The organism is Streptomyces sp. JNUCC 64 (assembly GCF_054484115.1).
Genome location: NZ_CM137015.1, coordinates 7572271 through 7592636, shown reverse-complemented (window position 1 = coordinate 7592636; position 20366 = coordinate 7572271). Strand labels below are relative to the sequence as shown.

Genomic DNA, 20366 nt, shown 5'->3' with positions numbered 1-20366 from the left:
AGACTGGATCGTCCGGTTCACCAGTGGGGACCGACTGATCCGTCTGTGAGGACTTGCTGGTTCACCGGTAGGGACCGACCGGTTCACCAGTGGCCGCCGCCCTCCGGGGAGGACGTGAGGCCGTGCCCGCCCGCCGGGCTCACCCCCGGCGCTCCCCCAGACGCTCCCAGAGGGCGACGAGGTGTCCGTGGAGGACCTCTTCGGCCCGCGCGGCGGTGAGATGACCGATCAGCACCTGGCAGGTGAGGCCGTCGGCGAGGGCGATCAGCGTCCGGGCCTCGCGCCGCGCGACGGATTCCTCACCGGTCGGGCCGTCCGGGCCTCCGTCGGCGACCTCCGCAGCGCCGCTCCCGGCGGCCTCCGCGACGAGACGGGCGAAGAGGTCCTCCAGAGCCGTGCAGCCGGAGCGCAGGGCGGCGGCCAGCGACTCGTCCACCGCGGCCCGGGCGACGAAGGCGAGCCACACCCGGGCCTCCGTCCGGTCGCCGTCGGCCGTCAGCGCGACCTCGGCCGCCGCGTGCCCGAGGGCGGTGGCGGCGGACTGGGCGGGGCTCACCCCGAGCCGGGTCCGCACCCGTTCGGCGATCCGCGCACCGACGTGGCCGAGCGCGAACAGCAGCATCTCGTCCTTGGTACGGAAACAGCGCTGGACCGCGCCCATGGAGACCTCGGCGCGGACGGCCACGTCCCGCAGGGTCACGCCTTCCAGCCCGTGCCGGTCGATGAGGAGGCAGACGGCCTCGGCGATCCTCCGCCGTCTCGCCGCGTGGTCCACCTGTCTGGGCATGTCGTCCCGTCGCCTTCCTTCCGCCTTCGTCCGTCATCTTTTCCGATGCGCTCGCATCGATCCTAGGCTACGGTTCCGATGCAATCGCATCGGAACAGGAAAGAGGGAGGTGGCGACCGTGTCGGACGCCCCGTGGAGCTGGTCGGCCGCCGCGCAGGCGGCTGCGGTACGCGAGGGCCGGGTGTCGGCCGTCGAACTGATCGACGGTCATCTGGCCCGGGTCGCCGAGGTGAATCCGCGGCTCAACGCGATCACCCGGTCGTTCGCCGAACGGGCCCGCGCGGACGCTGAGGGCGTGGACCGGCGGCTGGCCTCGGGCGAGGACCCGGGCCCGCTGGCCGGGGTCCCGTTCACCGTGAAGGAGACCACTCCCGTCGAAGGCGTGCCGACCACGTTCGGCACGCCCCGCTTCCGGGACCTGGTGGCCCCCGCCGACGCCATCCCGGTGGCACGGCTGAGGGCCGCTGGGGCGATACCGATCGGGCACGCGAACATGCCCACCCTGGTCCTGGCCGGGGTGCACACCCGCAGCGAACTCTTCGGCGACACCCTCAACCCCTGGGACCCGGGCCGCACCCCCGGCGGCTCCAGCGGCGGCGACGCGGTGGCCGTCGCGACCGGCATGGCCGCGCTCGGGCTCGGCAACGACTCCGGCGGCTCCCTGCGGATCCCGGCGGCGTTCTGCGGGACGGCGGCCCTGAAGCCGACCACGGGACGGATCCCCGCCGACCAACGCGTCATCGGCCCCGACGACCCCGGACCCGCCTCGCAGGCGCTCGTCACCGAAGGCCCACTGGCCCGCACCGTCGAGGACCTCCGACTGGCGTACGAGGCGCTGGCCGGAACCGATCCTCGCGACCCCCGTGCCGTACCGGTGCCCCTGACCGGTCCGCCGCTCGACGGACCGGTGCGGGTCGCGGTGGTGACCGACCCCGGCGGCCACGGCGTCCACCCCACGGTCGCGGCGGCCGTCGCGGGGGCGGCCGACGCGCTGCGGGACGCCGGGTACGAGGTGCGGGAGGTCGCGGACGTCCCCCTGCTGGACGAGGCCCTGGACGCCTACCACCGCGTCACCATGACCGAGTTCGCCCCCGCCTGGCCCGCGGTGCGGGCCCTGCTCGGCGAGGACGGGGCCCGCTACATCGACATGACGATGCGGAGCACCCCGCCCGCGACCTCCGCCCAACTGGTGCGACTGATGGGGACCTGGCTCGGGATCCGACGGAGCTGGGCGGAGTTCCTGGACGCGTATCCGCTGCTGCTGGGCCCGGTGTTCACCGAACCGCCGGTGGAACCGGGGCTGGAGTCACGCGACCGGGCGGGCCGGGAACGCGTCGGCACCGGAATGCGTCTGTGCACGGTGACCAGCTTCGTGGGGGTGCCCTCGGTGGCGGTCCCGACCGGGGTGCGCGACGGACTGCCGACCGGGGTGCAGATCATCGGGCGCGCCTTCCGCGAGGACTTGTGCCTGGCCGCCGCCCGCGCGGTGGAGGCCCGCCACGGAACGCTCACTCCGGTGGACCCTTCCGGCTGACCGCCCCGCCGCACGGCTCCACGACCGGGCCTGCGGGAACGGACTCCATGGCCTCCACCGGTCCCACGGCTCCGGGGGCTCCCCCCGGTCCACCCGGCCACCCGGCCCGACCCCGCGCGCGGGGCGTGGACGACGTGCGGCGCGCCGTGCGGGCACGTGCCGCGCGCCGGTCGCCCCGTGAGGGTGGAGCCCGCGCGCGCCCCGTCCGGCCCCGGCGCGCCGGAGCGGGACGGACGCTCCGGCGCCCGTGGGTACGCCCCGACCGCTGGCGGGTTTCGCCGCTTCGGCGGGAGCGTTCGGGGCGGGGGGCGCTACGCGGGCGCCACCGGGGCCGGGTACGCGCGCCGGTCGCGCCGTCAGCGCGCCGGGACGACGGTGCCGACCGTCCGTCGACCGCGCCGACCGCCACCGGGACCGGCCCCGTCAGCCGTCAGCCGTCAGCCGTCAGCCGTCAGCCGTCAGCCGTCAGCCGTCAGCCGTCAGCCGTCAGCCGTCAGCGAGGATCCCGGGCCGGATCGACGGGAGTCCTGGAGGAACCGGGGAGGAATCCCGGAGGAGAAGTGGACACCACGCGGGGATGCCGTGAACGGTTGCCCACAGAACCAGTTCACCTTCCGGCAACACCAGCGGCGGTTCCTCCGCTTTCCTCCCCCTTCGCCGCACCGTCCCCTCCCGCCCAGAGAGCGCGCATCCGGATAATCCGAGCGTTTCGCAGGCGCCGGGGCGGGCCCACCACACCCCCCTTGACGCTCCTCGCGCCATCGGTATGGTCTGGGCCAAGGAACACCGCAGAACCGATCCTTCCGATCCTTCCGAACGCGGCCCCGCCCCCTGCCGGGCACCCGCCGCCACCGCTCCTGGCCCCACCCACGAGTGGTCGTCCCGCACCCCGCCCCGGTTCCCCACACACCGGGGCGGGGGTCGGGGACGGCCTGAAGCGAAGGAGAGACCATGCACACCAGGAAGAAGACCGCCGCGATCATCGGCGCGGCGCTCGCCCCCGCCATCGCCCTGAGCCTCCCGGCCCCCTCCGCCAGCGCGCACGGCTACGTCTCGTCCCCGCCCAGCCGACAGGCGCAGTGCGCCGCCAGGACCATCAGCTGCGGCGACATCAAGTACGAGCCCCAGAGCGTGGAGGGCCCCAAGGGGCTGCGCAGTTGCAGCGGCGGGAACGCCCGCTTCTCCGAGCTGGACAACGACGGCAAGAACTGGGCGGTCACCCCGGTGAACCGGACCACTCAGTTCCAGTGGCGGCTGACGGCCCGTCATGCCACCAGCACCTGGCAGTACTACGTCGGCGGTCGCAAGGTCGCGGAGTTCAACGACGGCGGCGCGCAGCCCGGGGCCACGGTGAGCCACACGGTCAACCTCGGCACCTCGGGCAGGCAGAAGGTCCTCGCGGTGTGGAACATCGCGGACACCCCCAACGCCTTCTACGCCTGCATCGACGTCAATGTGCGCTGACCCCGCCCGCACCGTCTGACACCGGCCGCCCTCCCCCGGGCGACCCCGCGCCGCCGTGGCTCCCCGAGCACGGCGGCGCGGCACGTGGCCCATGCCCGAACCGTGCCCGAACCGCGTGGAACCCTTGTCCGGCGCGCGCACGCGGCACGACAGCGGCGGGGAACCCCGGCAGGGCCGACCCGCCCGACACGCCGTGGACGCCGGACACGCCGGGCGCTCCGCCGGAACGGACCCGCGCCACCCGGCCCCGTCGCGTACCCTGCCGCAGGTCCCGGTCGCCCGGCCCGGACCGCGACCGGCCCCCAGGGGCCCGTACGGCGCGGGAGGAACGGCATGGCGGCGGCGACGATCGTGACAGCGGCACCCGGAGTGCACCTGGTGCGCGGCGGCGACACCAACTGGGTCGTCCTCGTCGAGGGCGACGCCGTCACCCTCGTCGACACCGGCTACCCGGCCGACCGGCCCCGGCTGCTCGCCTCGCTGGCGGAGCTGGGGCGCGCCCCGGAGGACGTGGTCGCGGTCCTCGTCACCCACGCCCACAACGACCACCTCGGCTCGGCCGAGTACCTGAACCGGACCTACGGCACCCCGGTCCTGCTGCATCCCCTCGAAGTGCCGCACGCCCGGAGGGAGTTCCTGCACCAGGTCGGCGTGGGCACCGTCCTCGCGAACGCCTGGCGGCCCGGGGTGCTCCCCTGGGCGGTGCGGGCGGTGCGCGCCGGGGGGACACGGCGGAACCCGGTGACGGAGCCCCGGGAGTTCGCCCCGACCGGCACGCTGGACCTGCCGGGGCGGCCGGTGCCCGTGCACACCCCCGGCCACACCGAGGGGCACTGCGTCTACCACCTCCCGGCGGCGGGCGTGGTGGTCTCGGGGGACGCCCTGGTCAGCGGGCACCCCACGTCGCGGGTCCGGGGGCCGCAGCTGTTGCCGCCGATGTTCGACCACGAGCGGGCCCGGGCCCTCGCCTCCCTGGAGGTGATCGCCGGGCTGGCCGGGGACGTCCTGCTGCCCGGACACGGACCGGTGCACCGGGGGCCGGTCGCCGAGGCGGCGGCCCGGGCGGGCGGCGGCTGATCCGCGCACGCGGCCGGAGCCGGGGCCTCGCGCACGGTCCGGGGCCCAGCCGCGCCGGTCCGGCCGCACTGGTCACGGGCCCGGGACCGGAGTCAGGGGTCAGGCCCGGAGTCAGGCCGTGTAGGGCAGCCGGGAGCGTCGCACCGGGTGGGCGAAGCCGTCGCCCGCCGCCCAGCGGCCCACCTCGGCGACCGCCAGATCGGCCAGCCGCCGCCACTCGTTGCCCTGGGAGCCCGCGAGGTGCGGGGTGATGAGCACGTTGTCGCACTCCCACAACGGATGGTCGGGCGGCAGCACTTCGGGGTCGGTGACGTCGAGCACCGCGCGCAGCCGGTCGGTCAGCAGGAGTTCGGTCAGGGCGGACTGGTCGACGACCGCGCCCCGGGCGGTGTTGACCAGCACGGCGTCCTGCCGCATCGAGGTGAGCAGCGCCCGGCTGACCAGCCCCTCGGTCTCGGGCAGCAGCGGGGTGTGGACGCTCACCACGTCGCTGGCGGTGAAGAGTTCCGCGAGCCCCACCGGACGGGCGCCGAGGGCCCGGGCCTCCGCGTCGGTGACGAAGGGGTCGTACAGGAGGAGTTCGAGGTCGTACGGGCCCAGGAGTTCGAGCACCCGTCGTCCGATGGTGGAGGCCGACAACACGCCCACCGAGCGGCGGTAGTTGCCGTCCGTCCGCGACACCCCGTACCCCTCGTCGCGGGCGCGCAGCCCCCGGTAGGCCCGGGCCCGTTCGACCACGCGTTTGCCGGAGAGCAGGATCATCGCCACGGTGTACTCGGCGACGGGCAGCGCGTTGGCGACGGACGCCGAGGACACCTCGATGCCCCGGTCCCAGCAGGCTTCGGTGATGTGGTGGCGCACCGAACCGGCCGTGTGGACGACCGCGCGCAAAGCGGGCGCCGCGTCCAGGGCGGCGCCGTCCAGGGGTGGGCACCCCCAGCCGGTGACGAGGAGTTCGACGTCGGCGAGGGCGGCCCGGGCGTGCTCGGTGCCGAAGTCGTCGAGGACCGGCAGTGCCTGGAGGTCGCAGACGGCGGCGAGGGCGGCCAGCACCTCCGGTTCGAGGAGGGCCGTCGCGGCCTGCTGGGACATGGCGACGGCGGCGCGGGGGCGGGCCGTCGCGGTGATGGCGCTCTCGCCGGTCGGGGTCAAGGGTGTCGCTCGCCTCTCGGATCGGGACGGGCCCGCCGCGTCACGGACGGCCGGTCCGTACCCGCCCACCTCGCGCGGGTACGGGCATCCTGAAGGCCCTTCCGGGAACGGTCAAGACGGCGTCCGGGGTGAACTGACGCGGTACGGACGGATGTTCACCCCGGAGGCGTCAGGGGGACGGCGCCGGGGCCGGGACCCCGGGGAAAAGCCCGGTCCGGGAAGGCGGGCCCGGAGAACGCGCCCCGGATCGCGCGGGTTCCGCCCCGGGGAACGGATCGGTGCGGTTCGATGGGGACATGACCGACGCGATCGAGGACCAGGGCAAGGACCGGGGCGAGGGCCAGGACTCCGACGGACCGGACGCCCCTCGCCGGGAGCGGGGAGAGGGGGGTCCGGACCTTCCGACGGCCGCCCTGCCCGAAGAGGCGCTCCGGATGATGGGCGTCAACCGGGCCAACTGGGACGCGCGCACCCCCGTCCACGTGGCGAGCCGTTTCTACGGACTGGACGGGGAACCGGACCCGGCCCGCTGGTTCGCGCCCTTCGAATGGGACGACCTGGGGCCGCTGGACGGGCGGGACCTGGTGCACCTCCAGTGCCACCTCGGGACCGAGACCCTCGCGTTCGCGGAGCGCGGGGCCCGGACGGTGGGACTCGACCTGTCGGGGGCGTCGGTGGCCGCCGCCCGGGACATCGCGGCCCGGGCCGAAGCGGACGTCGCCTATGTGGAAGGGAATGTGTACGACGCCGAACAGGCCCTGGAGGGAAGGCGGTTCGACGTGGTCTACACCGGCAAGGGCGCCCTGTGCTACCTGCCGGACCTGGACCGCTGGGCGCGCACGGTGGCCCGGCTGCTGCGGCCGGGCGGACGGTTCTACGTGGTCGAGTTCCATCCCCTGCTCAACGCGCTGGGCCCCAAGCCCGGCGAGGGGGAGGGTCCGGAACTGCTGCTGCGGCACGACTACCTGTCGGGGCGCGGCGCGATCCGGCGGGACGCCCGGTACACGTACACGGACGGCCCGGCCGTCGAGGGCGCGACGGACAGCTACGAGTGGGCGCACGGACTGGGCGAGGTGGTGAACGCGGTGGTCGGCGCGGGGCTGCGGATCGAGGTGCTGCGGGAACACGGGGAACTGCCCTGGCCCCGGTGGCCCGGCATGGTCCGCACGCCGTCCGGCTGGTGGCGGCTGCCGGACGGGGCGCCGCGCGTCCCGCACCTGTTCGCGCTGCGCGCGTCCGCACCCTGAGGCACCCGGCCCGTCATCCCGGGGTCCGGGCAGGGCGATCCCCCATGTCCGTCACCCCACCGGGACGGAACGGTGGACGGCATGACAGAACCCCGACGAACCACCCCTCCGTCCGCCGCCGTCCCCCGGGCCGCGCGTCCGTCCCGCCGCCTCCTGCTGGGCACCGCCCTCGCCGCCTGGGCGGTCGCCGCCACCGGCGCGGGGCGGGCCCGGGCCGCCGCCGGTGGCCCGCCGTCCGCGCCGGGCGGCGGACGCTCCCCCGTGCCGCCCCTCTCCCCGGCCGCGCTCCAGGCCGCGATCGGCGATCTGACCGACCCCCGGTCTACCAGCGCCCAGGTGGCCGCGGGCGGCCCGGACGGAGGCTGGTACGGCTCCTCGGGGCTCACCGGTCTGACGGCCGGACGTGCTCCCCGGCCGACCGACCAGATCCGCACCGGGAGCGTGAACAAGGCGTTCGCGACGGTGGTGGTGCTCCAACTCGTCCGGGAGGGCCGCCTCGGGCTCGGCACCCCGGTGCGTTCCGTCCTGCCGGACCTGTTGCCGGAGTCCTACGCTCCGATCACCGTCGCCCATCTGCTGACCCACACCAGCGGACTGCCTCCCGAGAGCGGGCCCGGGCTGCCGGACCGTTCCACCCCGGAGGGCGTCCTCGCGCACCGCTTCGACGTGGTGACGCCCCGTCAGCTGGTGGCGCGGTTCACCCGGGGGGAGCTGGCGTTCAGGCCCGGGGACTTCCAGCAGTACCGGGGGGCGAACTTCGTCCTCGCCGCGCAGGTGGTGGAACGGATCACGGGCCGCCCGTACGGGGTGGAGGCCACCCGGCGGATCGTACGGCCCCTGGGGCTGCGGGACACCTGGTTCCCCGGGGACGAGACGGGGCTGCGGGGCCCCCACGTGCGGGGCTACCTGGAGATGAGTGACGGACGGCTGGCCGACATCACCGAGTGCCATGTCTCCTCCTCCTACGGCGACGGAGGGATGGTGTCCTCGCTCGGCGACCTCGAACGCTTCCTCACCGCGCTGTTCGCGGGACGGCTGCTGCCCCGCGCGGAACTGCGGCGGATGATGACCACGCCCCCGGTCCTGATGACGGACGGAACCCCCGCGCGGTACGGGATGGGACTCCAGACCGCGACGGTCGGCGGGGTGACCTTCTGGGGCAAGACGGGTGAGACCTTCGGCTACAACGCCGGGATCTTCAGCACCCCGGACCGGGCGCGGCACGTCGCCTGGTCGTTCACCCCGGTGCGACGGGACGCGCGGCAGCAGCGGATGACGCTGCGCGTCCTCGCGGCGCTGACCGGGGGCCGCTGGCCCGACGACGCCGGGGGGCTGCGGGGCCACCCGCGCGGCGACCAGCGGTGCGGGACGGACACCGTGGGCGGGGGCGGCGCCGGAGGACCGTGACCGCGCGGCTCCCACCGCCACGGAAGTGGGGGAACGCTCCAAGACCGGGCCGCGAACCTTGTCCCCGGCGGGACCGCCGGGGACGCCCGCGCTGGCGCAGACTCGCAGCACACGGCGGCCCGGCCGGTCGCCGCGTTCCGTCGACGTCACCGTCTCCCAAGGACCGAATCGTGAGCGAGCGCGTTCTCCTCCCCCGCAACCGGGGCTTCCTCTTCCTCGACTCCCATCCGGCGGGCTGCGAGCGGCTCGTGGCCGACATGTGGTCACGGTGCCCCGCGCCCGCCGACCCGCCGGAGGAGGGCGCCGGACCCGTGGCACTGATCGTCGGGTCCTCCGCCGGGTACGGTCTGGCGGCCGTACTGGCCGGGCTGAAGCGCGCGGGCATCCGGGGCGTCATGGTCTCCTTCGAGAAGGCGCCCACCGCGCGGCGCACCGCCACGGCGGGCTGGTACCGCACGGTCGCCACCGCCGGGATCGCCCGGGACGCCGGGCGGGACCTGGTCTTCGTCAACGGCGACGCGTTCTCCGACGCCGTCAAGGACGAGGTCGCCGACCTCGTCGAACGGCGTTTCGGCGGCCGGCTGGACCATCTGGTCTACTCGGTGGCCGCGCCCCGGCGCACCGATCCCGACACCGGTGCCGTCCACGCCTCCGTCCTCAAGCCGATCGGCGGGGCGCACCGCACCAAGACCCTGGTCTTCGACGACCGGGGCGAGCCGGAGGTCCGCGAGGTCGAGACGGCTCCGGCCGAGGGCGACGACGTCGAGCGGACCGTGGCCGTGATGGGCGGCGCGGACTGGGAGCGCTGGATCGACCGGCTGGCCGCCCGGGGCCTGCTCGGGGAGGGCTTCACCACCGCCGCGCTGTCGTACATCGGCTCGCCGCTGACTGCGGCGATCTACCGCCGGGGGACCATCGGCGCGGCCAAGGCCCATCTGGAGGCCACCGCCCGCGCGTTGGACGCGCGGCTCCGCGCGACGGTCGGCGGACGGGCCGTGACCTCGGTGAACGGCGCCGCCGTCACCCAGTCCTCCACCGCCATCCCCGGGATCGCCCTGTACACCGGGCTGCTGCGGGGCGTCCTCGGAGCGGAACTGGTCCCGCCGGTGCGTCAGCTCGCCTCGCTGTGGGACCGTCTCACCGGAGTGGCGCCGCTCGATCCGGACGAGGAGGGCCGCGTCCGGCTGGACACCTGGGAACTCGCCGAGGACGTCCAGGCGGCCGTCGCCGAGCGCTGGGCGGCGGCCACCACCGACACCATCGCCGATCTCGCCGACCTCGACTGGTTCCGCGCCGAAGTGCGGCGGCTGTACGGGTTCTCGGTGCCGGGCGTGGACTACACCGCCCCGGTGGCCACCGACGCGCCCTGGCCCGTTCCCACTCCGGTCCCCGCTCCCTGATCCACCGGTCGGTCCGGGCCGCCGCTCCGCCGCCGGTCCGGTGCCTCCGCCGCCGGGCCGGGGGCGCGGCTCCGCCCGGCGGTCACCGGTCGCGGCCCTCGGCCGCGCCTCCGGTCGACGGCGGGCGGGCCTCCGTTTCCGCCGGGAAATCCCCCGCTCCCCTCCCTACACATCACCAAAAAATAAGAGCACTATGGACATATCGACACAGGCGGCACGCGCCGCCGCGCCAACGCGGCCGGACGTGTGGAACGAAGGAGTCGAGTCTCATGGCCGACGTCTCACATCACAGGGCGGACATCACCTCCCACCCTGACGCTTCCGAAATGCGGGCCCGGTACGAACGCGTACTCGGTGGCCGCGACGTGGTGCTCGTGGACGGACCGGTGTTCCTGCTCGGTCTGTACTGCGCCATCTCCCCGTGGACGGTCCACTTCGCGGCCGGTCAGCCCACCCTGGCGACCCACAACCTGATCATGGGCATCGCCATCGCGGTGCTGGCCCTCGGATTCACCGTGACGCCCGCCAGGATGTACGGCCTGAGCTGGGCGATGTGCGCGATGGGTGCCTGGCTGGTCATCGCCCCCTGGGTGGTCGGCAGCAGCCCCGACACCGGCGTCATCGTCAACAACGTCATCGTCGGCGCGCTCACCTTCCTCCTGGGTCTGGTGTGCGTGGCCGCGTCCCTGCGGGGCGGTCGCGGCAGAGGCTGACCGACCGCCGCCGCCCCCGGCCGACGGCCCGGCGACCCCGCCCGCGCCGCCCGCCGTCCACGTCGGAGGCGGCCTTCCGCACCCGCCCCTCCCCGGCAGGGCCGCCCGCCGGTCCGGCGCTGACGGACCGGCCGGTGGCCTCCACCCCCACGGCCCCGGTGCCCCGGCCCGGGGCCCACTCGCGCGAGCGGCCCGTGGCGGGCTAGCGTCCGGCGGGACACCGGCGTTCCGTCCGGTGCCCCGCGCCCCGTCCACGCCCGCCGTCCGAGCGGCGGCGTCCGGGCGGAGCCCGACGAAGGGACGTACCCCGGCATGAACGTCGGTGACACGGTCGACGACTTCACGCTCCCGGACGAGACGGGAACCCCCCGCACCCTCTTCGACCTGCTCCGGCGGGGACCGGTGGTGCTGTTCTTCTACCCGGCCGCGCTGTCCTCGGGCTGCACCTCCGAGGCGTGCCACTTCCGGGACCTCGCGGCGGAGTTCCGGGCGGCGGGCGCCCAGCCGGTGGGCGTCAGCGGGGACGCGGTGGCCCGTCAGAAGGAGTTCGCCGACCGGCACTCCCTCGGCTATCCGCTGCTCGCCGACCCGGACGGGACGGTGCGGGAGCGGTTCGGGGTGCGGCGGGGGTTCTCCCTGGCGCCCACCAAGCGCGTCACCTTCGTCATCGGGTCCGGCGGCACGGTCCTGGAGGTCGTCCGCAGCGAACTGCGGATGAACGCGCACGCGGACCGGGCGCTCGCGGCGGTGCGGGAGGCCGTCGTCTGAACGGCCGTCCACCGCACGGACCGGGGCCGGACCGGGTGGCTCCGCACCGGCCCCGGGGCCGGACCGCGCGGGCCGGTCACCGGGTCCGACGACGGGCTCTGGACCGATCGGGGCCGGACGGCGCCGGATACGGGCGGTGCCGGATACGGGCGGTGCCGGGAACGGGCGGTGCCGGATACGGGCGGTGCCGGGAACGGGCGGTGCCGGGAACGGACGGCGCGGGGAGGCGGACGGTCCGGGCAGAGGGCGCGGGAGACGGACGGACGGGGGTCAGGGGTCGATGAGCCCGGCCCTGATCGCGTACCGGGTCAGCTCCAGCCGGTCCTTGAGGCCGAGCTTCTGGAGCAGGTTGGCCCGGTGCCGCTCCACCGTCTTCACGCTGATGACCAGCAGATCGGCGATCTCCTTCGAGGTGTGGCCCTCGGCGACCAGCTTGAGGATCTCCTCCTCCCGCTCGGTGATCGTCCGCGCCGGGAGCCGTTCGCCGCGCCGCACCCGGTCCAGATAGCCGCGCACCAGCGCGGGCACCGCGCCCGGGTGGACGAAGGGCTCGTCCCGCATGGCGGCGCGGCACGCCTCCACCAGGTCCCGGTCGGCCACCGACTTCAGGACGTAACCGCTGGCACCGACCTTCAGCGCCTCGAAGAAGTACTGCTCGTTGTCGTACATCGTCAGGAAGAGGACGCGCAGCCGGGGCTGGCGGCGGAGGAGTTCCCGGGCGGCCTGGAGGCCCGTCATCCGGGGCATGCCGATGTCGAGGATGGCGAGGTCGACGGGGGTGGCGCGGGCGCGGGCCACCGCCTCGGCGCCGTCCCCGGCCTCCGCGACCACCGCGAGGTCGGGTTCCCCGTCGAGGATCAGCCGCACCCCCCGGCGGACCAGGGCGTGGTCGTCGGCGAGGAGGATCCGGGTGGGGACGCCCCGGGCCCCGGCGGCGGGCCGTCCGGGGCCGGGCGGCGCGGCCGGACGGGCGGAGCGCGACGGCGGTACGGGCCCGCGGCCCGGGGGCCGTGGGCCGGAGCCCGGTTCGGGCGTGGTCATGGATCGGTTCCCTCCACCGGTTCGAGGACGCGGAGCAGCACTTCGGTGCCCGGTGACGCGCCGGGCCGGGGCGCCACCGTCAGTTCGGCGCCGATCAGCAGGGCCCGCTCGCGCATCCCCCGGATGCCCGAGCCCTCACGGGCCCCTTCGAGGCCCCGGCCGTCGTCGGTGACCCGCAGTTCGGTACGGCCCGGGGCACGGCGCAGTTCCACGGTGACCTGTTCGGCGCGGGCGTGCCGGGCGGCGTTGGTGAGCGCCTCCTGGGCCACCCGGTACACCACGAGTTCGGTGTCGTGGTCGAGGGCGGGGGCGGTCTCGGCGCCCAGGACGCGGGTGCGGACGGCGACGTGGTGGTCCGGGAACTCGGCGGCGAGGGCGCGCAGCGCGCTGGTCAGCCCGAGTTCGTCGAGCACCCCGGGGCGCAGCCGCCGGGCGATCCGGCGGATCTCGTCCAGGCTGCCCCGGGTGGCCTCTTGGGCGAGTTCGACCTCCTCGCGCAGTCCGGCGGGGGCGCGGTCGGCGACCCGGCGGAGCTGGAGCAGGACGACGGTGAGGGTCTGGCCGATCTCGTCGTGCAGTTCCTGGGCGATGCGCTGGCGCTCGTCCTCCTGGGCGGACAGCACCCGGGCGGTGCTGCTGGCCCGGTCGTGCTCCAGCCGGTCCAGCATGGTGTGGTAGGTGCCGATCAGTTCGGCCATCTCGGCGGGGCCGGTCACCGGGGGCCGTCCGCCGGGGCGCAGCAGATCGGCGGTGGCCATGGCGCGGCTGAGGCGTTTGAGGGGGGCGAGGCCGATGCGCAGGATGACCGCGCTGACGGCGAGCAGCACCGCGAGGCCGCCCACCACGGCGAGCGCCTCGCCGGGCCGGACGGGCGTGGAGACGGTCACCGGTCCCAGCAGCAGGACGGCCACCACGACCAGCATGGCGGCGTTCAGCAGGAAGATCCGCCAGAACAGCGACAACGCTCCCCGTACCCTTTCTCGTGCGTGCGCGTGGCGGTGCGTCCCGCCACGGCCCCGGACCCGCGGCGCGGACCTCTCCCCGGCCAGTGTCGCCCGTCGGCCGGGGCCCGTCCATCCGTGCTGACACCCATGTCGGCGGCGGGGCGCTGATGACAGCATGGGGCGGCCCCGGGACCGGGGCGGCACCGGTGTCCGCGCCGGTGCGGGGGCGCCCCCGGACGGCCCGTCCGGTGGGCCGGGGGCGGGGGCGGTCGGTCGGCGTGATCGACTTGGGCCCGTTCGATCGGCGATCGGCGCCCATCGAGACAGAGTGATACGACGAACGAGGGGGGACAGGCAGTGCCTGCTCCACGGATGAGCACGACACCCCTGCCGGGGATCGGCGTCCAGTACGACCTGACGACACGGGAGCACCAGCACCTGTCGGTGGTGGCCCACCGGGACGGCACCCGCACGGTGAACACGTACCGGTCGGACGACCCGGACGCCTGCGCCCACTCCACCCATCTGACCAGCGGCGAGGCGGCGGCCCTGATCGACGCGCTGACCCCGGAGCACCACAGCCCCAGCCTGCTGCACACCACCGACCTGGGCCTGGTGGCCGAGCGCATCGAGGTGGCGGCGGTCTCGCTGTGGAACGGCAAGGTGCTGGGCGACACCCGCATCCGGACGGAGACCGGTGCGTCGGTCGTCGCGGTGCTGCGGCGCTCGGGGGCGATCCCGTCCCCCGCCCCGGACTTCCGGCTCGCGGGTGGCGACACCCTGATCGTCATCGGCACCCGTGAGGGCGTCGAGGCGGCCGCGACGATCCTCGGGCAGGAGTGAGCGCGTGCATTCCGCGGTCCTGTTGATCGAATTCGGTGCGATCATCCTCGCCCTCGGCCTGCTCGGACGTCTCGCGGGCCGGTTCCAGTTCTCGCCCATACCCCTGTACCTGCTGGCGGGGCTCGCGTTCGGCGAGGGCGGGCTGCTGCCGCTCGGGGCGAGCGAGGAGTTCGTGGCGACCGGGGCCGAGATCGGGGTGATCCTGCTCCTGCTGATGCTGGGGCTGGAGTACACGGCGAGCGACCTGGTGTCGAACCTGAAGACGCAGTACCCGGCGGGGGCGGTGGACTTCGCGCTGAACGCGCTGCCCGGCGCGGCCGCCGCGCTGCTGATGGGCTGGGGTCCGGTGGCCGCCGTGGTGCTGGGCGGGGTGACCTGGATCTCCTCGTCCGGGGTGATCGCCAAGGTGCTGGGGGACCTGGGACGGGTCGGCAACCGGGAGACCCCGGTGGTCCTCAGCGTGCTGGTCCTGGAGGACCTGGCGATGGCGGTCTACCTGCCGATCATCACGGCGCTGCTCGCCGGGGTGTCGCTCGCGGCGGGCAGCGTGACGCTGGCCATCGCGCTGGGCGTGGCCGGTCTGGTGCTGTTCGTGGCGGTGCGCTACGGGCGGGTGATCTCCCGGTTCGTCTCCAGCGACGACCCGGAGAAGCTGCTGCTGGTGGTGCTGGGGCTGACGATCCTGGTCGCCGGGATCGCGCAGGAGCTCCAGGTGTCGGCGGCGGTCGGCGCGTTCCTGGTGGGCATCGCGCTCTCCGGCGAGGTGGCCGAGGGCGCCCACACCCTGCTGAGTCCGCTGCGGGACCTGTTCGCCGCCGTCTTCTTCGTCTTCTTCGGACTGCACACGGATCCGGCGAGCATTCCGCCGGTGCTGCTGCCCGCGCTGGCGCTGGCCGTGGTCACCGCCGGGACGAAGATCGCCACCGGTTACTGGGCGGCGAAGCGGGCCGGGGTCGGGGTCAAGGGACGTTGGCGGGCGGGCGGCACCCTGGTGGCGCGCGGCGAGTTCTCCATCGTCATCGCGGGTCTCGCGGTGGCGGCGGGGGTGGAGCCGTCACTGGGTCCGCTGGCGACCGCGTACGTCTTCATCCTGGTGGTGATCGGTCCGGTGACCGCCCGCTACACGGAGCCCGTGGCGTCACGTGTCACCGCGCTGCTGCGCGAGCGGCGGGGGGACGGTCCGACGGCCGGTCCCGGGGAGGGCTCCCCGGTGCCCCCGCAGCCGATGGCGCTGTCGAAGACCGACGGGAGCGCCGCCGTGGAGGCGGAGAGGTCCCCGGTCGCGGAGTGAGCGCCGCCCCCGGTCGTCCGTCCCGCGGGGCGGACGACCGGGGAACCCGGCGTCCGGTCCGTCCCCGTACCGGACCGCCCGGACGCGAACGGACCCGAACGGGCCGGACCCGAACGGGCCGGACGCGGACGGGCCGGGGACCCGCTCACGGACGCCCGCCCCCGACCGGACGGGACGCACCCCGACCGGACGGGACGCCCCCAGGCCGGACGGGACGCCCCCGGGGCGGACGGATGTCCCCCGACTGACCGGACGTGCGGGCGGCGGACGGACCAACGACCCGGGCGGGCGGGTCCGGCGGCCGGGCATGGCCAGTCGGCAGGCATGACCGACGGGCGGGCGCGGCCGACGGGCGGGCGCGGCCGACGGGCGGGCGCGGCCGACGGGCGGGCGCGGGGCGGCCGGAACCGCTCGCGGGTCCCGACCGCCCCGCGAGCCCCTGGACCGTGACGGAACAGGACAGAACAGAACGGTGCCGGCCGTGGCCGCCGGAGCGCTCCCACCCGGAGAGCGGCCGCTCCCCGACGCGTCGGTGGGACCGCTCCCGCGGCTACCGGGGCGGCGGGGATATCCGTCGGTACGCGGTGCGGGCGCTGACCACCCGGGCCGCCACCATGCCGGTGAGCGCCGCGCCCAGCAGAAGCGACATCCGCTGGAGGTCGACGGAGGCGCTCCAGGTCAGCACCCCGGCGGGCGGAATGCCGAAGGCGTTGAAGAACAGCCAGCACAGCGCGGCGATACCGGGCGCGGCGCCGAGCCGGGCCCGGGCGCCGAGCGCCGCGGCGAGCACCGACAGGGCGACCAGGTGCACCGAGGGATCGCCCGGGCCCGCGACCTGGTTGAGGACGCCGACCAGGAGGCCCGAGCCGAGGAAGGCGCCCGCCCACACCCGTGACGTCGCCACGGGTTCGGGGACCGGTCTCGCTCCGGCACTCAGCAAACGCCACCGCACGTGTCCGCCCTCCTCGCCGTTCCCGCCACCCCCTGGCACACCTTTTCCACTGGTACGAGGGGATGTGTCCACTGTGTCGGAGCCTCGCCGCACGGGCCGTCGCTCCCCCTGACGGCCACCGGCGCCCACCCCGGATTTCCCGGCCAGTAGCTTACGGTCCATGGTTCTTCAGATCAGCGCCACCAATCCCGAGCATCCGGCCCTCCTCCTCGATCTGCCCTGGGACACCCCGCTCGAACACTGGGACGAGCGACATCTCGTGGCGCTGCCGCGCGGCATCTCCCGGCACGTGGTGCGCTACGCCCGCGCGGGGGACGAGGTGGTGGCCGTCAAGGAGCTGGCCGCCCGGCCCGCGCTGCGCGAGTACGAACTGCTCCGGGTACTCGACCGGTTGGGGATACCCGGGGTCGATCCGCTCGCGGTGGTCACCGGGCGGGTGGACGAGGCCGGTGAGCCGCTGGAGCCGGTGCTCATCACCCGCCATCTGAAGGGCTCGCTGCCCTACCGCTCGATGTTCGAGACGACGATGCGGCCGTCCACCATGGGACGGTTGATGGACGCGCTGGCGGTGCTGCTGGTGCGGCTGCACCTGGCGGGGTTCGCCTGGGGCGACTGCTCGCTGTCGAACACCCTGTTCCGGCGGGACGCGGGGGCGTTCGCGGCGTACCTGGTGGACGCCGAGACCGGGGAGATGCACGAGCGGCTCAGCGACGGCCAGCGGACCTACGACGTGGACCTGGCCCGGGTGAACATCGCCGGCGAGCTGATGGACCTGGAGGCCGCCGGGGCGCTGCACCCGTCGGTGGACCCGGTGGAGTTCGGCACCACGATCCTCGGACGGTACGAGGAGCTGTGGACGGAGCTGACCCGGCGGTCGGTGTACCCGGTCGGCAAGCGCCACTACATCGACCGGCGGATCAGGCGGCTGAACGACCTCGGGTTCGACGTCGCCGAGATGCAGATCAGCCAGGGCGACACGGGCGACACCGTCACCTTCGTGCCGAAGGTCGTCGACGCGGGCCACCACCAGCGCCAGCTGCTGCGGCTCACCGGTCTGGACACCGAGGAGAACCAGGCCCGGCGGCTGCTGTGCGACCTGGAGAGCTGGATGGCGACCCAGGACGACTACGCGCCCGGCGATCCGCTGGGCGCCCGCCCCGAGGTGCTGGCCCACCGCTGGGTGCGGGAGGTGTTCCGGCCCACGGTGCGGTCGGTCCCGGTGGGGATCCGGGGGCAGATCGACCCGGCGCAGATCTTCCACGAGCTGCTCGAACACCGCTGGCGGCTGTCCGAGGAGGCCGAGCACGAGGTGGGGCTCGACACGGCGGCCCTCGACTACGTGGCGAACTGGCGGCCCCCGGTGGTGGCGGACCCGACGGCGGACTGAGCGCCGGGCCCGCCGTCCGGGGCGCGTCCGGGGCGGGCGGAACGTCGCGGGGGCCGGTCAGGACGCCGCGCGCAGGAGCAACTGGGCCCGGCCGATCTCGGCGGCGTTCTTCATCAGCTCCGCGTTCACCCAGGCCAGCTGGTGGGCGACGGTGTACCCGGGGTCGTCCGCCGGGAAGGACGCGGGGGCGTCGAGGTCGGTGTCGGCGAGGCCGTCGAGGGTGGTGGTCCACCGCGCCCGCAGCTCCCGAAGCCATGCCACGGCCGCCGCGCCGTCACCGGGCCAGGTGACCTCGGCGCGTTCCGGGGGCGTCCGGCCCGCCAGATGGTCGAGGGTGGTCGACCACCACCAGCCGATGTGCCAGGTCAGCCAGGCGACGGTCGGGACGGGGACGGGGTCCGGTTCGGAGTCCGCCCAGTCGGGCACCCAGGTGCCGTCGGGGGCGGGGCGCACGGTCCAGACGTGGGCGACGGGGGGTTCGGCGAGGAAGTCCGCGGGCTGGAGCCGCTCCAGGTGGTACGCGAAGAGGGCCCAGGTCAGGTCGGACTGCCAGCGAAGCAGATCGATGCGGGTCGTGGTCACCCGCCGACCCCATCACGGCGGCCGGGCCGGAGGACACCGCTTTTCCGGCGCCCCGGAAGCGGGCGCGGGCGCGGGGACCGAAACGGAGGCGGGGGCGGGGGGCGGGGGGCGGTAGGGACGATCGGCCGGAGTCTCCGGACCGGGGACGGAAGGGACGCTCGCCCGGCTCCCCGGCCGGAAGGGCCCCGGCGCGGGTCACCAGCCGTCGCGGGCCGCGCGTTCGTCCTCCGGATCGACCAGGTGCACGGCCGCCTCCTCCGCCGAGGCCGCCGCCCCGTCGATCCCGACGTCCTGGGCGACGAGGTCGCCGACGGTGTTCTCGTGGGCGCCCTCGTCCGGGGAGACCAGCCGTCCCGCGCGCACCGAACCGACCTCCCCGTCACGGGGCTCGCCGTCGGTGTCGGTGGTGTCCCCGATGCCGTCGCCCTCGGCGGGGCCGACGTCCGGCAGCTCCCCGGCCAGCCGCTCGTCGAGGCTCTCGCCGCGCAGCTGGTCGGCGAAGGTCAGGTCGTCGCGGTCCACGACGCGCGGCCGGTCGGGCGGGGAGTAGCCCCGGTCGAGCGGGTCGTCCACGCCGTCGTCGACCAGGGTGTCCGCCGCGTCCAGCAGCCCCTCGTCGTCCTGCACCTCGGAGCCGTCGGGCTGATAGACGTCATCGCCCCGGCCGTTGTCACGCTCCATGCCTTCCATCGTCCACCCGGGCCACCGTCACGCAAACCCGTGGACCCGCTCCCCGGCCCCCGGTGGACGGCGGGCATACCCTGGTACGGGGGGACGACTCGGACGTCTGGGGGTCGTCATGATCGCGGAGCTGGTGGGAGCCGCCGTCGGGCTCATCGGGGTCGCGGGCGTCTACGCGGCCGCCGGGGCCCGGGTGGTCAAGCAGTACGAGCGGGGCGTGGTGCTGCGGCTGGGGCGGCTGTACGGCGGGGTGCGGGAGCCCGGTTTCACCATGGTGGTGCCGGTGGTGGACCGGCTGCACAAGGTGAACATGCAGATCGTGACGATGCCGGTGCCCGCGCAGGAGGGCATCACCCGGGACAACGTGACCGTGCGGGTGGACGCGGTGGTCTACTTCCGGGTGGTCGACGCGGTGGGCGCGATCATCCGGGTGGAGGACTACCGGTTCGCGGTGTCCCAGATGGCGCAGACCTCGCTGCGGTCGATCATCGGCAAGAGCGACCTCGACGATCTGCTGTCCAACCGCGAGCAGCTCAACCAGGGGCTGGAGCTGATGATCGACAGTCCGGCCGTCGGCTGGGGCGTGCAGGTCGACCGGGTCGAGATCAAGGACGTGTCCCTGCCCGAGACGATGAAGCGGTCGATGGCCCGGCAGGCGGAGGCGGACCGGGAGCGCCGGGCACGAGTGATCAACGCCGACGCCGAGCTGCAGGCGTCCCGCAAGCTCGCCGAGGCGGCGGGGGTGATGTCCGAACAACCGGCGGCCCTGCAGCTGCGGCTGCTCCAGACCGTCGTCGCGGTGGCCGCCGAGAAGAACTCGACGCTGGTGCTGCCGTTCCCGGTGGAGCTGCTGAGGTTCCTGGAACGGGCCCAGCGCGACGACGTCCCGCCCCCGCCGCCCGGACCGCCCGGCATCCCGGCCCCGGACGGACGGACCGCCCCGCCCCACGACCGGAACGGGGACGGGGACGGACACGAGGGCGAGGACCGGGACCGCGACGGGAACGGGAACGGGAACGACGGCAACGCGGACGGGGGCGGCGCCGGGAACGGGGCGGTGGGCCCGGGAGGGCCTCCGGCCGTCACACCGCCCTGA

The 20366-nt window shown here is 74.9% G+C and carries 19 protein-coding genes; 12 read left to right on the top strand and 7 right to left on the bottom strand.

Features of this window, described 5'->3' with window-relative positions:
• Window positions 1–139: 139 nt before the first annotated feature.
• The gene (locus tag ACVWNX_RS31410) at window positions 140–787 is read right to left on the bottom strand and encodes a TetR/AcrR family transcriptional regulator (RefSeq protein ID WP_454411577.1); all 648 of its coding nucleotides are present in this window, start codon (window positions 785–787) and stop codon (window positions 140–142) included.
• A gap of 118 nt (window positions 788–905) precedes the next feature.
• Here ACVWNX_RS31410 and ACVWNX_RS31405 point away from each other — a divergent pair, with 118 nt between their 5' ends.
• The 3 genes from ACVWNX_RS31405 (at window position 906) to ACVWNX_RS31395 (ending at window position 4862) form a co-directional block, all read left to right on the top strand.
• Entirely contained in the window at window positions 906–2321 is a 1416-nt protein-coding gene (locus ACVWNX_RS31405) for an amidase (protein WP_454415012.1), read from the top strand.
• 951 nt (window positions 2322–3272) lie between these two features.
• Window positions 3273–3785, top strand: coding sequence for a lytic polysaccharide monooxygenase auxiliary activity family 9 protein (locus ACVWNX_RS31400; RefSeq protein WP_454411576.1), 513 nt, complete (start codon window positions 3273–3275; stop codon window positions 3783–3785).
• Between the two features lie 333 nt (window positions 3786–4118).
• A complete protein-coding gene (locus ACVWNX_RS31395; protein ID WP_454411575.1) occupies window positions 4119–4862 on the top strand; it encodes an MBL fold metallo-hydrolase in 744 nt (247 codons plus the stop codon).
• A 111-nt stretch (window positions 4863–4973) separates the two neighbouring features.
• Here ACVWNX_RS31395 and ACVWNX_RS31390 read toward each other — a convergent pair whose 3' ends face one another.
• Window positions 4974–5954, bottom strand: coding sequence for a hydroxyacid dehydrogenase (locus tag ACVWNX_RS31390; protein WP_454415011.1), 981 nt, complete (start codon window positions 5952–5954; stop codon window positions 4974–4976).
• 494 nt (window positions 5955–6448) lie between these two features.
• On the opposite strand from ACVWNX_RS31390, the gene ACVWNX_RS31385 reads away from it, so the two are divergent.
• The 5 genes from ACVWNX_RS31385 (at window position 6449) to ACVWNX_RS31365 (ending at window position 11549) form a co-directional block, all read left to right on the top strand.
• Window positions 6449–7261, top strand: a complete 813-nt coding sequence (locus ACVWNX_RS31385) for a class I SAM-dependent methyltransferase (protein ID WP_454415010.1) — start codon at window positions 6449–6451, stop codon at window positions 7259–7261.
• 81 nt (window positions 7262–7342) lie between these two features.
• A complete protein-coding gene (locus ACVWNX_RS31380; protein ID WP_454411574.1) occupies window positions 7343–8668 on the top strand; it encodes a serine hydrolase domain-containing protein in 1326 nt (441 codons plus the stop codon).
• A gap of 170 nt (window positions 8669–8838) precedes the next feature.
• Entirely contained in the window at window positions 8839–10068 is a 1230-nt protein-coding gene (gene fabV, locus ACVWNX_RS31375; protein ID WP_454411573.1) for an enoyl-[acyl-carrier-protein] reductase FabV, read from the top strand.
• 269 nt (window positions 10069–10337) lie between these two features.
• Entirely contained in the window at window positions 10338–10781 is a 444-nt protein-coding gene (locus ACVWNX_RS31370) for an SPW repeat protein (RefSeq protein ID WP_454411572.1), read from the top strand.
• Between the two features lie 312 nt (window positions 10782–11093).
• Window positions 11094–11549 carry a peroxiredoxin gene (locus tag ACVWNX_RS31365; RefSeq protein WP_454411571.1) on the top strand — a complete coding sequence of 152 codons (456 nt, stop codon included), beginning with the start codon at window positions 11094–11096 and terminating at the stop codon, window positions 11547–11549.
• A 270-nt stretch (window positions 11550–11819) separates the two neighbouring features.
• On the opposite strand, the gene ACVWNX_RS31360 is transcribed toward ACVWNX_RS31365, so the two are convergent.
• Together ACVWNX_RS31360 and ACVWNX_RS31355 are read right to left on the bottom strand one after the other, a co-directional pair.
• The gene (locus ACVWNX_RS31360; protein ID WP_454411570.1) at window positions 11820–12590 is read right to left on the bottom strand and encodes a response regulator; all 771 of its coding nucleotides are present in this window, start codon (window positions 12588–12590) and stop codon (window positions 11820–11822) included.
• Window positions 12587–13552, bottom strand: coding sequence for a HAMP domain-containing sensor histidine kinase (locus tag ACVWNX_RS31355; RefSeq protein ID WP_454411569.1), 966 nt, complete (start codon window positions 13550–13552; stop codon window positions 12587–12589). The genes ACVWNX_RS31360 and ACVWNX_RS31355 overlap by 4 nt, the downstream gene beginning before the upstream one ends.
• Window positions 13553–13906: 354 nt before the next feature.
• Between ACVWNX_RS31355 and ACVWNX_RS31350 the strand changes: the two genes are divergently transcribed.
• Window positions 13907–14377, top strand: a complete 471-nt coding sequence (locus ACVWNX_RS31350) for a cation:proton antiporter regulatory subunit (RefSeq protein ID WP_454411568.1) — start codon at window positions 13907–13909, stop codon at window positions 14375–14377.
• 4 nt (window positions 14378–14381) lie between these two features.
• On the top strand, window positions 14382–15668 hold the full coding sequence (locus ACVWNX_RS31345) for a cation:proton antiporter (RefSeq protein ID WP_454411567.1): 1287 nt from the start codon (window positions 14382–14384) through the stop codon (window positions 15666–15668).
• Window positions 15669–16218: 550 nt separating this feature from the next.
• Here the strand turns inward: ACVWNX_RS31345 and ACVWNX_RS31340 are convergent.
• Entirely contained in the window at window positions 16219–16572 is a 354-nt protein-coding gene (locus ACVWNX_RS31340; protein ID WP_454411566.1) for a hypothetical protein, read from the bottom strand.
• A gap of 208 nt (window positions 16573–16780) precedes the next feature.
• Between ACVWNX_RS31340 and ACVWNX_RS31335 the strand changes: the two genes are divergently transcribed.
• A complete protein-coding gene (locus ACVWNX_RS31335; protein ID WP_454411565.1) occupies window positions 16781–18007 on the top strand; it encodes a DUF4032 domain-containing protein in 1227 nt (408 codons plus the stop codon).
• A 57-nt stretch (window positions 18008–18064) separates the two neighbouring features.
• Here ACVWNX_RS31335 and ACVWNX_RS31330 read toward each other — a convergent pair whose 3' ends face one another.
• Window positions 18065–18589, bottom strand: a complete 525-nt coding sequence (locus tag ACVWNX_RS31330) for a DinB family protein (protein ID WP_454411564.1) — start codon at window positions 18587–18589, stop codon at window positions 18065–18067.
• Window positions 18590–18784: 195 nt separating this feature from the next.
• The gene (locus tag ACVWNX_RS31325; protein ID WP_454411563.1) at window positions 18785–19270 is read right to left on the bottom strand and encodes a DUF5709 domain-containing protein; all 486 of its coding nucleotides are present in this window, start codon (window positions 19268–19270) and stop codon (window positions 18785–18787) included.
• A gap of 118 nt (window positions 19271–19388) precedes the next feature.
• On the opposite strand from ACVWNX_RS31325, the gene ACVWNX_RS31320 reads away from it, so the two are divergent.
• Window positions 19389–20366, top strand: coding sequence for a slipin family protein (locus ACVWNX_RS31320; RefSeq protein ID WP_454411562.1), 978 nt, complete (start codon window positions 19389–19391; stop codon window positions 20364–20366).

Bases quoted from the DNA above. Each gene is read 5' to 3' on its own strand.
- ACVWNX_RS31410 (WP_454411577.1), bottom strand. From the start codon at position 787: ATGCCCAGACAGGTGGACCACGCGGCGAGACGGCGGAGGATCGCCGAG.
- ACVWNX_RS31400 (WP_454411576.1), top strand. From the start codon at position 3,273: ATGCACACCAGGAAGAAGACCGCCGCGATCATCGGCGCGGCGCTCGCC.
- ACVWNX_RS31395 (WP_454411575.1), top strand. From the start codon at position 4,119: ATGGCGGCGGCGACGATCGTGACAGCGGCACCCGGAGTGCACCTGGTG.
- ACVWNX_RS31390 (WP_454415011.1), bottom strand. From the start codon at position 5,954: ATGTCCCAGCAGGCCGCGACGGCCCTCCTCGAACCGGAGGTGCTGGCC.
- ACVWNX_RS31385 (WP_454415010.1), top strand. From the start codon at position 6,449: ATGATGGGCGTCAACCGGGCCAACTGGGACGCGCGCACCCCCGTCCAC.
- ACVWNX_RS31380 (WP_454411574.1), top strand. From the start codon at position 7,343: ATGACAGAACCCCGACGAACCACCCCTCCGTCCGCCGCCGTCCCCCGG.
- ACVWNX_RS31370 (WP_454411572.1), top strand. From the start codon at position 10,338: ATGGCCGACGTCTCACATCACAGGGCGGACATCACCTCCCACCCTGAC.
- ACVWNX_RS31365 (WP_454411571.1), top strand. From the start codon at position 11,094: ATGAACGTCGGTGACACGGTCGACGACTTCACGCTCCCGGACGAGACG.
- ACVWNX_RS31360 (WP_454411570.1), bottom strand. From the start codon at position 12,590: ATGACCACGCCCGAACCGGGCTCCGGCCCACGGCCCCCGGGCCGCGGG.
- ACVWNX_RS31350 (WP_454411568.1), top strand. From the start codon at position 13,907: ATGAGCACGACACCCCTGCCGGGGATCGGCGTCCAGTACGACCTGACG.
- ACVWNX_RS31335 (WP_454411565.1), top strand. From the start codon at position 16,781: ATGGTTCTTCAGATCAGCGCCACCAATCCCGAGCATCCGGCCCTCCTC.
- ACVWNX_RS31325 (WP_454411563.1), bottom strand. From the start codon at position 19,270: ATGGAGCGTGACAACGGCCGGGGCGATGACGTCTATCAGCCCGACGGC.
- ACVWNX_RS31320 (WP_454411562.1), top strand. From the start codon at position 19,389: ATGATCGCGGAGCTGGTGGGAGCCGCCGTCGGGCTCATCGGGGTCGCG.